8 protein-coding genes are annotated in these 13421 nt (G+C 76.2%); 4 read left to right on the plus strand and 4 right to left on the minus strand.

Annotation, left to right across the window (positions count from 1 at the left end):
* Positions 1 to 21: 21 nt before the first annotated feature.
* Both PVK37_RS23795 and PVK37_RS23800 read right to left on the minus strand, forming a co-directional pair.
* Positions 22 to 3069 carry a helix-turn-helix transcriptional regulator gene (locus PVK37_RS23795; protein WP_275029989.1) on the minus strand — a complete coding sequence of 1016 codons (3048 nt, stop codon included), beginning with the start codon at positions 3067 to 3069 and terminating at the stop codon, positions 22 to 24.
* A gap of 180 nt (positions 3070 to 3249) precedes the next feature.
* Positions 3250 to 3984: an SMI1/KNR4 family protein gene (locus PVK37_RS23800; protein ID WP_275029990.1), complete on the minus strand. Its 735-nt coding sequence runs from the start codon at positions 3982 to 3984 to the stop codon at positions 3250 to 3252.
* 81 nt (positions 3985 to 4065) lie between these two features.
* On the opposite strand from PVK37_RS23800, the gene PVK37_RS23805 reads away from it, so the two are divergent.
* The 4 genes from PVK37_RS23805 to PVK37_RS23820 all read left to right on the plus strand — a co-directional run bounded on the left by PVK37_RS23805 (position 4066) and on the right by PVK37_RS23820 (position 11211).
* On the plus strand, positions 4066 to 5400 hold the full coding sequence (locus PVK37_RS23805) for an SWIM zinc finger family protein (protein ID WP_275029991.1): 1335 nt from the start codon (positions 4066 to 4068) through the stop codon (positions 5398 to 5400).
* On the plus strand, positions 5397 to 7937 hold the full coding sequence (locus PVK37_RS23810) for a DUF6493 family protein (RefSeq protein ID WP_275029993.1): 2541 nt from the start codon (positions 5397 to 5399) through the stop codon (positions 7935 to 7937). Before PVK37_RS23805 ends, PVK37_RS23810 begins: the two co-directional genes overlap by 4 nt.
* 453 nt (positions 7938 to 8390) lie before the next feature.
* The gene (gene rfbA / locus PVK37_RS23815; RefSeq protein WP_275029996.1) at positions 8391 to 9263 is read left to right on the plus strand and encodes a glucose-1-phosphate thymidylyltransferase RfbA; all 873 of its coding nucleotides are present in this window, start codon (positions 8391 to 8393) and stop codon (positions 9261 to 9263) included.
* Positions 9264 to 10086: 823 nt separating this feature from the next.
* The gene (locus tag PVK37_RS23820) at positions 10087 to 11211 is read left to right on the plus strand and encodes an NAD-dependent epimerase/dehydratase family protein (RefSeq protein ID WP_275029997.1); all 1125 of its coding nucleotides are present in this window, start codon (positions 10087 to 10089) and stop codon (positions 11209 to 11211) included.
* 100 nt (positions 11212 to 11311) lie between these two features.
* On the opposite strand, the gene PVK37_RS23825 is transcribed toward PVK37_RS23820, so the two are convergent.
* Together PVK37_RS23825 and PVK37_RS23830 are read right to left on the minus strand one after the other, a co-directional pair.
* Complete coding sequence (locus PVK37_RS23825; protein WP_275029998.1) at positions 11312 to 12052, minus strand: class I SAM-dependent methyltransferase; 741 nt, start codon at positions 12050 to 12052, stop codon at positions 11312 to 11314.
* 1 nt (position 12053) lies between these two features.
* Positions 12054 to 13271: a class I SAM-dependent methyltransferase gene (locus tag PVK37_RS23830; RefSeq protein ID WP_275029999.1), complete on the minus strand. Its 1218-nt coding sequence runs from the start codon at positions 13269 to 13271 to the stop codon at positions 12054 to 12056.
* Between the last annotated feature and the right edge of the window lie 150 nt (positions 13272 to 13421).

Consider the following 13421-nt stretch of genomic DNA (forward strand, 5'->3'; position numbering starts at 1 on the left):
GGTACGGAATCGGGTGTTTCCCTACCCGGGTGCGCCGCCACCGGTCATCACCGCACCCAACTCGGCCCGGGTGGCGATGCCCAGCTTGCGGTAGACCCGGGCCAGGTTCGCCTCGACGGTCTTCGGGCTGACGAACAGCTCGTCGGCGATGGCCCGGTTGGTCCGGCCCCGGGCGGCGAGCCGGGCCACCCGCTCCTCGGTGGGGGTGAGCTGCCGGGGCTGCTCCGGGCGGCCACCGACCCGGGCCAGTTCGGCGCGGGCCCGCCCGGCGAACGCCGCCGCGCCGAGCGCGGTGAACTCGGCGACCGCCGTCTCCAGGGCCTGCCGGGCCGGTGCCTTGCGGCGGGCCCGGCGGTGCACCATCCCGGCCACCAGCAGGCAGCGGGCCCGGTCCAGCGGCAGCACGTCCGCCGGCACGGCGTCCCGCGCCGCGGCGAGCGCAGCCAACGCGGCGGTGGTGTCCGCGCCGGACGCGCTGTCCAGCAGGGCCCGGGAGCGGGCGGTGCCCAGCGTGGTCCAGGGCCGGGGCAGGCGGCGGTGCCGGGCGGCCAGCCGGTCCAGCACGGCCGCCGCCCGGACCAGGTCCCCGGCGCCCACGCACGCCTCGATCCAGTCGGGTTCGAACCGCAACGCGAGCGGCTCGACCAGCCCGGTGCCGTCGACCGACGCGGCCAGACCGGCGTACGCGGCGGCGGCGTCGGCCATCCGGCCGGCGGACAGCGCCACGAACCCGGCGAGCTGCTGGTGGATCCGCCGGCACCAGGTGTCGTCCAGTTCGTCGGCGAGCCGCAGGCCCGCCTCGGCGACCCGGTCCGCCGCCGCCAGCCGGCCCCGGTGGGCGTCGAGCAGACCGGCCAGCCAGGTCTCGCCGACCAGCCCGGTGCCGAGTTGCTCGCCGAGTTCCCGGGCGGCGGTGATGTGCCGCTCGGCGTCGGCCCACCGGCCGGCGAGGAGTTCGGCCTCACCGAGGTGCGACAGCAGTTCGTGTTGCAGCGGCTCGTCCCCCCGGGTCTCGGCGCGGCCGAGCAGCCGGTGCAGTCGCCGTCGGGCCCGGTCGGCGTCGTCGATCGACTTCCACCAGATCGCCGGTACCGTGCTGGCCAGCCAGGCCGGCTGGTCGCCCTCCAGGGCCAGGGCCCGGTCCAGCAGGTCGGTGCGGGGTGGTCGACCCAGGCGCACCTCCTGGAAGAAGAGCAGCACCAGGGCGGCGGAGAGCAGGTCCTGGTCGGTGTCGCGACCGTCCAGCAGGGTGGCGGCGGCCTCGGCGTGGCTCCGGGCCGCCTCGGTGAGGTCGTCGAAGACGGCGAGGTGGGCGTGGATCCGGCCGGCCAGCGCCGACCCGGCCGGTGCCGCCGCCAGGGCGGCCTCGGCGGTACGCACCGCCACCCGGCCGGCCTCGCCGCCGCACCAGGCGGCCACCGCGCGCAGCAGCAGCGCCTCCGCGCGTACCGGGCCGGTGGAGGCGGCAGCGACCGCGTCGGCGGCGTCCCGGGCGGCCGGTAGGTCACCGCTGTCCAGCCGGCAGCGGGCCGCGGCGAGCCGGTACCGGCCCGGACCGGCCGGCTCGTCCCCCGGTCGGGCGGCCCGACCGTCGGCGGGCGTGCCCGCAGCCGGCCCCGTGTCGTCGGCCGGCGCACCCACGGCCGCCGCCTCGACGGCCGGGGCGAGCTGGGCCGCCGCCTCGACGGCCGGGGTGGGCTGGGCCGCCGCCTCGACGGCCGGGGCGAGCTGGGCCGCCGCCTCGACGGCCGGGGTGGGCTGGGCCGCCGCCTCGACGGCCGGGGCGAGCTGGGCGGCCGCCTCGACGGCCGGGGTGGGCTGGGCCGCCGCCTCGACGGCCGGGGTGAGCTGGGCGGCGCGCTCGTAGAGCTGGGCGGCGAAGTCCGGCGCGCCCCGGACGCGCCAGCGGTCGGCGGCGGCGGCGAGGACCTCGGCGACCGCCGGGTCCGGGTCGGTGGCGCACAGCGCCAGGTGCCGGGCCCGTTCGTCGGGGTCGGTGACCAGGTCGGCGAGCCGGCGGTGCAGGCGACGCCGCACCCCGGGCGGGATGCCGGCGCGGACCGTCGCCGGGTACACCGGGTGGGCGAACCGTACGGCGGTGGGCGTCACGGTGAGCAGACCGGCCTCCTCCGGCGCGTCGAACGCGTCGGCCGGCACCCCGGCCGCGGCCAGGTCCGCCAGGGTGGGCACGGTGAGCAGCGCGGCCAGCCGTACCGCATCCCGGCTGGCCGGGGGCAGCCCGGTGAGGACGTCGGTGAGCAGGTGGTGCAGGGACGGGGCGACCGGCAGGTCGTCACCGGGCGCCGGTTGGCGCGGCAGTCGACGGATGGCCCGCCCCACCTCGATGGCGAGCAGCGGGTTGCCCGCCACCTCGCGGGCCACCCGGACCAGCAGCGGCCGGCTGAGCGTGCCACCGAGCCGGTCGCGCAGCACGTGGTGCAGGGCGGCCACGCCCAGCGGCGGCACCTCGACCGGACCCCACCTGCCGCCGTCGAGCCCGAGCGGCGCGGGACAGCCGTCCCGCTGCTCCTCCATGGTGACGCGACGGTGCCCCGACGGCACGGTGTCGCCGCGTCGGCAGGTCGCCAGCACGGCCAGGCCGGGCACCCGGCGCAGGGCGTACCGCAGGGCCCGTTCGCTGGGTGCGTCCAGCCACGGCACGTCGTCCACCGCGACCAGCACCACCGGGTGGGTGCCCGCCGTCGTCGCGGCCTCCAGCAGCGCCCGGGTGGCCGCGCCGACCGCCCGGACGTCGACCGTCTCGTCGGTGTCCCCGGACAGCAGCACCACCTCGGCCGCGATCCGCTGCGGCCGGGGCAGGTCGACGACCCGGTCGGCGAGCGGACGCAGCAGGTCGGCCAGGGCGGCGTACGGCAGCGCGGACTCGGCCTCGGTGGGGGCGCAGGCCAGCACCAGCCAGCCGGCGTGCGCCGCCTCGGCGCACAACGCCCGCCACAGCTCGGTCTTGCCGATACCGGGTGGCCCCGCCAGCAGCACCGGCCCGGGTCGGCTCAGCATCGGCCAGACCTGGTCGAACACCTCGTCCCGCCCGACGACGCCGTGCCGCATGGGGGAAGTCTGGCACCGGGCCGCAACGGCGGGGCATCCCGCCAACGGCTGACCTGGGAAAACCCCTGGCCCCACCCCGGGTGACGGATGGGGCGGCCCGGTGGTCCGGCCGAGGCCCGTCGCCACCGTCGTGGTGGACCCGGGGGTCGGATCACCCGGCAGCCCGGCCCGGCGCGGCGATCAGGACGGCGTCGCCCCGTGGGGGTCGCCACGGTCGCCGGCCGGCCGTCGGCGGGAGTCCGCCGGTCCAGGGCCCAGCTCGACCAGGGCCGCCGTCAGCCAGCGTCGGTACCAGCGGGCGAAGTCCAGCGGCCGGCCGTCGTCGTCGCGCAGCGGCCGGTACCCACCGCCGTCGGCGCTGTCGTCGGCCCACATCTGCCCGCGCGCCGGGCCGGTGACCACCAGCGCCTCCCGTAACGCGCAGCCCAGGTGGCACAGGTAGAGCAGCCCGACGGAGTGCTCGGGGGCGTAGACGACCCGGTCGTACTCCTCCTGGTAGGCGTCCTCGGCGGCCTCCAGGGCCGCCGCCGAGTCGTAGTCGCCCTCGTCCGGCGGTGGCGGCAGGGCGTCGGCCGGGTTGAACGCCCCGGTGTGGGCGAACGGCCGGGCGAGGGCGGCCAGGTCGGTCAGGTCGGCCCCGTCGCCCTCCCACCGCCAACGTCCGTCGACCCGCCGCACCGGGAAGAGGCCGTACGCCGGGCCGGCGCCGCCCCGCCCCGCCTGGCGGAGGAAGGACCGGTACCCGGCGGGCAGCGGCACACCCAGTTGCTCCTCCAGCTCGGTCAGCTCGGGGCCGGTCAGGGGCGGGTCGAGGACGAAGCCGTGCGCGGCCGCGCCGAACACCGCGCGGGCACCCGGATCGGCCGCCAACCGGGCCAGCGCGGCCGGTACGTCGGACCAGTCGTGGTCAGTCACGCGGGGCACCCTACCGACGGGCACCGACAGGCTCGTCCGGCCAGCACCGGATGTCGGTGGTCCCGCCTACGGTGTGCGACCGTGAACGCGATTCAGACGTACCGCTATCTCGGACCGTCCACCCTGCGCGACGGTGACCTGGCCCTGCAGACCAGTGGCGGTCCCACGGCCAACCCCCGGTTCTTCACCGGTTTCCTGACCGCGCCGCAGGCCGCTGCGGCCGGGCTGCTGGCCGTCGCCGAGGTCGCCCGGACCCGCTACCACCAGCCGGTCAGCCCGGCGAGTCTCGACCCGGTGGTCACCGGCAGCCGGGACCGGCTGCGGTTCGAGTCGTTCTCCGGCTGCTGCGGGGTGTACGCGCGCCTCGACGTCTCCCCCGCCGGGTTCGACGGTGACGTGGTCGCGCACGGCACCACCAACGTCGACGTGAACGCCCCGCTGCGCGAGGCGCTGGCCCGGGTCGGTGGGCTCGATCCGCTGCACCTGTCGGTCGGCCCGGACGACCTCACCGTGTCCACCCTGGACGGACCGGTGGTGGAGCGGAAGGTGCCGCTGCCGGCCCGGTGGTTGCGCGGTTTCGCCGAGGTGCACGTCCTGGCGGCGGCCACGGCGGTACGGGCCGAGATCCCGGCGGCGGAGGCCGCCGCGTTCCTGCGCCGGCTGCCGCGCGGCGGCGACCGGTCGGTGCTGTGGGCGGTGCCGGCGGGCCGGTCCCTGCGGTTGACGTCCCGGCCCGGTCCGGGCGCGGTCTGCCTGGCCGGGGCCGGGCGGCTGGTCGCGCTGCGCGGCCTGCTGCGGTACGCCCGGACCCTGCGGGTGTACGGGCCGCCGCTGTCGGCCGGTTCGCCGCCCGCCACCAGCGTGTGGGAGCTGGACACCGGCGGGATGCGGCTGTCGTTGACCCTGTCGCCGGAGCCGCACCGGGGCTTCTCCGGTGAGGGCGGGGTGCTGGCGGCGCTGGCCACCGACGACGTCGCCGACGACGCCGACCTGGTCAGCGCGCTGCTGTCCTGGGATCCGACCGTCGACGTGGCGACCCTGGCCGCCCAGGCGGGCCGCTCCGCCGACCGGGTCCGGGCGGCGCTGGTGCAGTTGGGCACCGCCGGGCGGGTCGGTTTCGACGTGGCCGAGGGGGCGTACTTCCACCGGGTGCTGCCGTACGACGCGGGACGGGCGGAGCGGGACAATCCCCGGTTGGCCGGTGCGCGGGCGCTGGTGGAGGCCGGCGCGGTCGGCCGGGACGGGTCGGTCGCCACCGTCCGGCACGGCACCGAGGTGTACCGGGTGCGCCGCCGGCCCGAGGGCGGGTACACCTGCTCGTGTCTGTGGTGGGCCCGGCACCGGGGTGAACGCGGACCGTGCCGGCACGCCCTCGCGGTGTCGATGGTGGACACGGCGGCGGCGGTCGGGGCGTGACCGGGCTGGACTTCCTGGCGGCCGGCAACGTCCGGGCGGCCACGTACCGGGTCAGCGGGCTCACCGAGGAGCACCGCCGGGAACTGGCGCGGGAACTGGTGGAGTACGTCCGCCAGCAGCCGCCGGGCTCCTGGTGGTCGCAGCGCCGGGCGACCGCGCTGGCCGTACTGGCGGTGGGTTGTCTGCCCAGTGCGGCCCAGGTGGCGCGGATGCTGGGTCGACGCTCGGTGTCGCTGCGCCTCGCCGCCGCCCACCCGGTGATCGAGGTGGCCCGGCAGCGTGGCGTGCCCTGGCTGGCCGACCTGGCGTACCGGTTGGCGGACCGGCTCGCCCCCACCGATCCCGAGGACGGCTGGTTCTTCGTGGCCGACCTGGTCACCGCCGAGCAGGCCCCGCCACCCACCGGGGACACCTTCGTGTCGGGCTGGGTGGCCGCGGTGCTCTGGCCGCCGGAGCAGCAGCGGGCCCTGCCGCTACGGAACCGGCTGGCGGCCGACCCGTTCCTGGACGCGTTGGTCCCCCGGCTGTTCGAGGTCGACGGCCTGGGCGCCCGGCTGGCCACCGAGGACTTCCGGACGCGGGAGACGATGGGCATTCCCCGGGCGCTGGCGGATTTGGCCCGCACCGGACGGCTGGATCGCGCGGCCCTGCTCGACGGGTGCCTGAGCCGGCTGCTGCGCGACGACCGGCCGGCCGCGCTGCGTCCGTTCGTCGCCCTGCACGACCTGCTCGCCCCGACCGTCGGGGAGGTGGCCGCACGCGGCCACGGTTACCTGCGGCTGCTGGCCGACGCGCCGGTGGCGGTGGCGACGATGGCGCAGAAGACGGTACGCCGGTGGGACGGCGTCGAGGTGGAGGCGTTCCTGGACGTGTCGGCGGCGGTGCTGCTCCGGCCGGACAAGGCGCTGGTCCGGGCCCAGGTGGGCGAACTGGACCGGTTGGCCCGTCGCCGGCCGGACCGGGCGGCGGAGATCGTCGAGGTGCTGGCCGGGGCGCTGACGCACCCGGCCGCCGAGGTCCGGGACCGGGCCGGCGCGGTGGCCGCCCGGCACGGCTACCGGCCGGCACCGCCGGTGGTGGTCACCCCGGCCGGTGACGACCTGCCACCGCCGGCCGGGCCGGCCCCGGCGGAACCGCCGCTGAGCGATCCGGACGAGGTGGCCGAGCAGGTCGGGGTGCTGCTCGCCGGCACGCTGACCGCGGTGCCCCTGGAGCGGATCCTCGACGGGCTGGTGCGGCTGGCCGGCGCCGAGCGGTCGCGTCTGGTCCGGGCGCTCGTCCCGGTCCTGGACCGGCACCGGGGCCGGCTGTCCGAGCATCAGTGGGATCCGTGCTGCCTGTGCGGCGTGCTCGACGGGGTGCTGCGGGCGGCCACCGACCCCGGCCACGCCGAGCCCCGGCGGGGCCGGTGGCATGCCCTGATGGCGGCGGTGGGTCGGCTGCCGGAGGCACGGCGGCAGCTCACCGAACCCCGGGTGCCGGCACCACACCGGCTGCTCCGGGCCCGGCTGGCCGAAATCGCCGGCCGGGTAGGTGAGCCGGGCCGGCCGGGGCTGCTCGCCGCACCGACGTCGACCACCGGCGAGGTGGACCCGGGCACGTTGTACGAGCGGATCGCCCACCTCGGGGCCACCGAACCGTGGCGCTGGGACTTGGCCCAGGCGCTGCTCCGGCTGCCCGCCGGAGTGGACGAACCGTTGGCGGGCAAGGCCGCCGCCCTGGGCACGCCCGCCGGTGACCAGCTCGCGCAGTGGCTACGACACGGCGGTCTGCCCCGGCCGGTCGCCGAGGTCGTCACGGTCCACCGCAGGGAACGCCGCAGGCCCTACGACTGGGAGTACGACCGGCTGCCCGAGCAGCGGACGCTGGTACGGATGGACCCGCCGGACGGGTACGCCGACCGGTACGGGCTGCTCACCCTGCCCCCGGTGCCGGTCGGGACCGGCTACGGACGGTGGGCAACGCTGTGGCCGGCGGTGCTGCCCGGGTACCCGGGGCTGGTGGCGGCGTACCTGCTGCCCGAGGTCGCCAGCGGGGCCGACCAGGACGTCCGGGACGCCGCGGCGACGTTGCCGCTGCTGGCCGAGTGCCGGGGCGACGGCGGTCCGGCGCTGGACCTGGCGTTGGCGTACGGGCTGGGCTGCCGACACGAGACGGACCGGGTGGCCGCCCTCGACGCGCTGCTCGGGCTCGCCGCCGCCGGCCGGCTGGACGCCACCGCGGTCGGTACCCACCTCGGGGCGCTCGCGGCCGCCGGCGGTCTCACCCTCACCCGGGTTTCCGGTCCGCTGCGGGACGCGGTCACGGCCGGCGCCCCGCTCACCGTCTGGCGGCTGCTCGCCGCCGCCCTGCCGGCGCTGCTGGCCGCGCCGACCGCGCCCCGGGGCACCCCGGACCTGCTGACCCTGGCGGCGGAGACGGCCGCCGCCACCGGTGGGCGGGCGGCGGTGCCCGGGTTGGCGGAGGTCGCCGCCCGGGGCGGGTCGGGTCGCCTGGTGACCGAGGCGCGCCGACTGGTCCGGGTGCTCGGCGGCTGAGCCGGAGTCCGGGGCCACACCACCCGGCCGCCGGAGCGCGGCCGGCACGCCCCGGCGGCCGGCAGACATGCCAGGGTCGGCAGACATGCCATGGCCGGCACGCGGGTCAGGGCCGGCACGCGGGTCAGGGCCGGCACGCGGGTCAGGGCCGGCACGCGGGTCAGGGCCGGCACGCGGGTCAGGGCCGGCACGCGCGGTGGGCGGCGCGGTTGCCGGGCCAGACAGCACCGCACGTCAGGAGTCCCGGCCGGTCGGTGCCACGATCGATACTGGGGGCCGAGCGCCGGCATCCGGACCCGTCGCCGCAGGGAACGCGCTCCCCGGGCGGGCGCCCGGACCGTCCGGCCCTCGCGGGGTGCATACGGGCACGTCCGCCCGGCGTTCGTACCGTGCCCCGGGGCGCGTGGAGGACGGACCGACCACTGACCCACGATTCGAGGAACGGACCGCGTGATGAAGGGCATCGTTCTCGCCGGGGGCAACGGCACCCGGCTGTTTCCGCTCACCCTGGCCACGTCGAAGCAGCTGCTGGCGATCTACAACAAGCCGATGGTGTACTACCCGCTGTCCGTGCTGATGCTGGCCGGGATCCGGGAGGTGCTGATCGTCTCCACGCCGTCGGCGGTGCCGGTGATGCGCCAGCTGCTCGGTGACGGCTCGGCGCTCGGCATGGAGCTGTCCTACGCCGTGCAGGACGAGCCGCGCGGCATCGCCGAGGCGTTCGTGATCGGCGCGGACCACATCGGCACCGACGACGTGGCCCTGATCCTCGGCGACAACGTCTTCCACGGTGCGGGCTTCCCGGACCTGCTGCGCCAGTCCCGGGAGACCCTCGACGGCTGCGCCCTGTTCGGTTACCCGGTCTCCGATCCCGAGCGGTACGGCATCGGCGAGGTCGACGCCACCGGCCGGCTGGTGTCCGTGGAGGAGAAGCCGCGCAAGCCGCGGTCCAACAACGCCATCACCGGCCTGTACTTCTACGACAACCAGGTGGTCGACATCGCCCGCGGGCTCACCCCCTCCGGCCGTGGCGAACTCGAGATCACCGACGTCAACCGCGAGTACGTCCGGCAGGGCCGGGCGGAGCTGGTCTGGCTGGGTCGCGGGTACACGTGGTTCGACTGCGGCACCCACGACTCGTTGCTGGCCGCCAGCCAGTACGTGCAGGTGATCGAGAAGCGGCAGGGCGTACGGGTGGCCTGCCTGGAGGAGATCGCGCTGCGGATGGGCTTCATCGACGCCGACGCCTGCTACCGGCTCGGGGTGCAGATGCGGCAGTCGGACTACGGGCAGTACCTCACCGAGATCGCCTACGCGTTGGACTGACCGACCAGGCACGCCGTCCAGCGACCGGTCGCCGACTCCCGGGTCAGGCCGGTCGTTAGGGCCTGCGTCGACGTCCTCGGCTCGACCAAGGACGTCGACGCAGGCCCTAGATCAGCATGTCAGGAGGTGCGGGCCGGGGAGTGGATCTCCGACACTTCAAGACATGCCCCCACACAGTTGTCGAACATCTGCTCACCCCGTCCTTCCGGTCGGACCGCTGTCCGCCGGTGCCGGCGCGCCCGGTCACCACCGGGCCGACCACCGCCCGGAACCACCGCACCACCGGACGGACCGCCGCCCGGGACCACCGCACCACCGGACGGACCGCCGCCAGGAACCACCGCAGCACCGGGCGAACCTCCGCCCGGGACCACGGCGGCACCGGCTGACCGGCGCCGTGGCACGGCCCGCCGGCCGGTAGCCGTTCCCGTCCCGCCCCGGCCCGACCAACCGGGCACACTCCCCCGTCCCGCCCGGCCCGGAAACTGACCGTCGTGACGACGGCCGGGCGTCGTACCCCGGCCCCCGCCGGGACCGTACGGGGTGGACACCCGCCCCGGCCGGCACCGTACGGCCTGGATCCAGCCCCGGCCGGGACCGTACGGGTGGACGCCGCCCCGCGCCGACGTGTCCGGCACCGGGCGTCGATCCGCCGATACCCCACGATCACCGTCCCGTCGGGCGAGTCCGCCGGGCCGGCCCGCAGCACACCGGACGGACGGTGGTTCCCGCCCGCCCGTCAGCCGGAGCCCCCGCCCGGCCGTTCGTCCTGCCCCGCGCCCGCCAGGTTCGCCGGCATCACGAGCACACCCTCGGAGAATCCATGTTCGGAACAGTCTTCGGCCCGCGCCTCAACATCGCCGTACTCGGCGGGACCGGTTGGGTCGGCCGCCATCTCTGCGCCCTGCTGGCCGAGGAGGGTCACCGGGTCCTCGCGGTCGCCCGCAACCCGGTCCGGCACCGGGGCGGCCCCGGCTTCCGCGCGCTGGACCTGGACACGGCCACCACCGCCACCATCGCGGACCTGTTGTACGCCGAACGGATCGGCGTGGTGGTCAACGCCACCGACGGCGCCAACGCGACCGACGGCTGGGACCGCAGCCCGGCGGAGCTGGCCTGTGTCAACGTGGACGCGGTACACCGGCTGCTGGCCGCCGTGACCCGGCTGCCCTGGACACCCCGGCTGGTCCACATCGGCACCATCCACGAGTACGGCCCGGTGCCACCGGGAACCGCCGTCGACGAGGCCACCCCGCCCCGGCCCGCCACCGCGTACGCGCGGACCAAGCTCGCCGGCTCGCAGGCCGTCCTGGACGCGTCCGCCCGGGGTGCCGTGGACGGCATCGTGCTCCGGCTGACCAACGTCTGCGGTCCGTACCCGTCGCCGGTGAGCTTTCCCGGGAAGCTGCTGGACCTGCTCCGGGACGCCGCGGCGGGTCGGACCGCCGAACTGACCGTGACCGGCGACCGGCGGGACTTCGTCGACGTGCGGGACGTGGCGGAGGCGACGGCGCGGGCCGTCCGGTCCCCCGTCGCCGGATGCGCGGTCAACATCGGGCAGGGGGTGGCGGTGGAGATCCGTGACCTGGTGACCCACCTGATCGACGTCGCCGAGCTGCCCGCCGCCGCGGTCGCGGTGCGGGAACGCCCGGTCTCCGGCTTCGGCGGCGACTGGATCCAGTCGGACATCCGGTTGGCGCGGCGGCTGCTGGGTTGGCGGCCCCGGTTCGGGCTGCGGGAGTCGCTGCGCGACATGTGGGTGGCCGGCATGGCGGACCCGGACGACGACCGGCGACCGGTCGGGGTCGCCGGCGGCGCCGGACGCGGAAGGGGCGGCACCGGACGCGGATCCGGCCGGACCGGAGGGGCGGGCGGTGCCGCCGGACGGGTTCGGGCGGACGGCGGGACCGGTCCCGCTCCCCGGACGGACGACCGGGTGCGCGGCTGACGCCGAGGTGGTGACCACGGCGGGTGGGGAGGCGGTCGGACCGCCTCCCCACCCGTACCGTCCGTGGGCCGGGGGCACCGGACCGGGGCTCCGCCCGACCTCAGCCGGCCGCGCCGGACGCGACGCCGACCAGCAGACCGGGCCGGCCCGGTCCGGTCTCGACGAACTCCACCGCGCCGATTCCCGCCCCGGCGAAGGCCGCGTCGTACTCCTCGCGGGTGAACAGCGACAGCAGGTGCAGGTCGGTGAAGTGCCGGATCCCCGACTCCGCGTCGGCGACCAGGTACTGCACCGACATCCGGTGCCGCCGGCCCTCCACCACGGTGTGCGACACCCGGGAGATGGTCTGCCCGTCCACGGTCACCACGTCCCCCATCACCCGCCCGGACAGCGCGTTCTCCGGGGAGTACCAGGGTTCCACCACGACCACCCCGCCCGGGTTGAGGTGCCGGCCGAAGCAGCGCAGCGCGGCGTTCAGCGCCCCGACGTCCGGCAGGTAGCCGATGGAGCTGAACAGGCAGGTCACCACGTCGAACCGGCGGCCGAGGTCGAAGTCGGTCATGTCGCCCTCGTGCAGGGGTACCCCGGGCAGCCGCCGGCGGGCGAGCCGGATCATGTCGGCGGCCAGGTCGACGCCCTCGACGTGCGGGAACGACTCGGCGAAGTGGTCGAGGTTCCGGCCGGCCCCGCAGGCCACGTCCAGCAGGCTGGCGGCGGCGGGGTTGCGCTCCCGGACGTACTTGGTGATCAGCCGGGAGTCGGCCTCGTACCCGCGTTCCCGGCCCCGGTAGAAGGCGTCGTACACCTCGGCCTGGTGGTAGATCGGCGACAGTTCGGCCACGTCACACCACCCGGACCTCGGGCACGTACAGGATCCACCGGCCGCCGGCCGTGCGGAAGTCCTGTTCCTTCGCCATGATCTCCTCGGCGTGGTTCCAGGCGAACAGCAGCGCGTAGTCCGGGTACGCGGCGGCGAAGTCCTCCGCCGGGCGGACCGGGATGTGCGCCCCGGGGGTCAGCCGGTGCTGCTTCGCCGGGGTGGTGTCGGCCACGTAGGAGACCAGGTCCGGCCCGATCCCGCAGAAGTTGGTGACGGTGGCGCTCTTGGCCGTCGCGCCGTAGCCGACCACGGTCCGGCCCTCGGCGCGCAGCTTGCGCAGCAGGGCGACCAGGTCCTCGCGGATCCGGTGCACCGACGACGCGAACGCCTCCAGCACGGCCGGCTCGGCCAGCCCCTGGGCGGCCTCCTGGGCCAGCAGCTCGGCCACCGCCGGGGTGGGCTGCCGGGCACCGGTCCGGGCCAGCGTGTACCGCACCTCGCCACCGTGCACCGGCAGCCGCCGCACGTCCACCACCTCGAACCCGAACCGCGCGGCCATCGCCTGCACGCTGCGCAGCGAGAACAGGTAGAAGTGCTCGTCGTAGACCTGGTCGAAGGAGGTCTTCGCCACGATGTCGCCGAGGTAGGGGTCCTCGAAGACGAAGATGCCGTTCGGCGCGAGCAGGGCGTCCACCCCGCGCAGCAGCGAGTCGATGTACGGGATGTGGCAGATGGTGTTCGCCGAGAAGATCACGTCGGCCGGCCCGTCGGCCTCCCGGACGGCCCGCGCGGTCGACTCCTCGAAGAAGTCGTTGCGGACCCGCACCCCCCGCTCCCGGGCCACCTGCGCCACCCCGCCGGACGGCTCGAAGCCCAGGTGGCGTACGCCGGCCTCGGCGACCGTCCGCAGCAGCACCCCGTCGTTGCAGCCGATCTCGACCATGAACGGGTCAGCCCCGGTCAGCTCGGTCTCCAGGAAGTCCAGGGCGGTGCGGGTGAAGTGTTCCCGCATCACCGACGACCCGGACGAGTGGTAGGGGTAGTCCTGGTGGAACATCCGCTCGCGCGGGACCTCCTCGGTCAACTGGACCATCGTGCACGCCACGCAGCGCCCGACGGCGAGCCGGTAGAAGAACTCCCCGTCGACGTCGGCTGGACGCAGAAACGCGTCGGACAGCGGCTGGCGACCGAGGTCCAGGAACTCCTCGACCCCACCGCCGCAGATTCGACATTCGGTCACCGGCGCATCCGCCTTTCTTCACCGGCCGCTGCCGGCCGCTCGTGGACCGCACTTCCCGTGCCGGGCCGGGCGTCGTCCCCGTGCCCTGGCACAGCATGTCGTCGGGCCGGACGGCGTCGCATCTCCCAACGTGCGACGAAGATCGCCGGC

This window comes from Micromonospora cathayae, from assembly GCF_028993575.1.
Classification (GTDB): domain Bacteria; phylum Actinomycetota; class Actinomycetes; order Mycobacteriales; family Micromonosporaceae; genus Micromonospora; species Micromonospora cathayae.

Coding starts and splice junctions, on each gene's coding strand:
- PVK37_RS23795 (WP_275029989.1), bottom strand. CDS start 3,069: ATGCGGCACGGCGTCGTCGGGCGGGACGAGGTGTTCGACCAGGTCTGG.
- rfbA (WP_275029996.1), top strand. CDS start 8,391: ATGAAGGGCATCGTTCTCGCCGGGGGCAACGGCACCCGGCTGTTTCCG.
- PVK37_RS23820 (WP_275029997.1), top strand. CDS start 10,087: ATGTTCGGAACAGTCTTCGGCCCGCGCCTCAACATCGCCGTACTCGGC.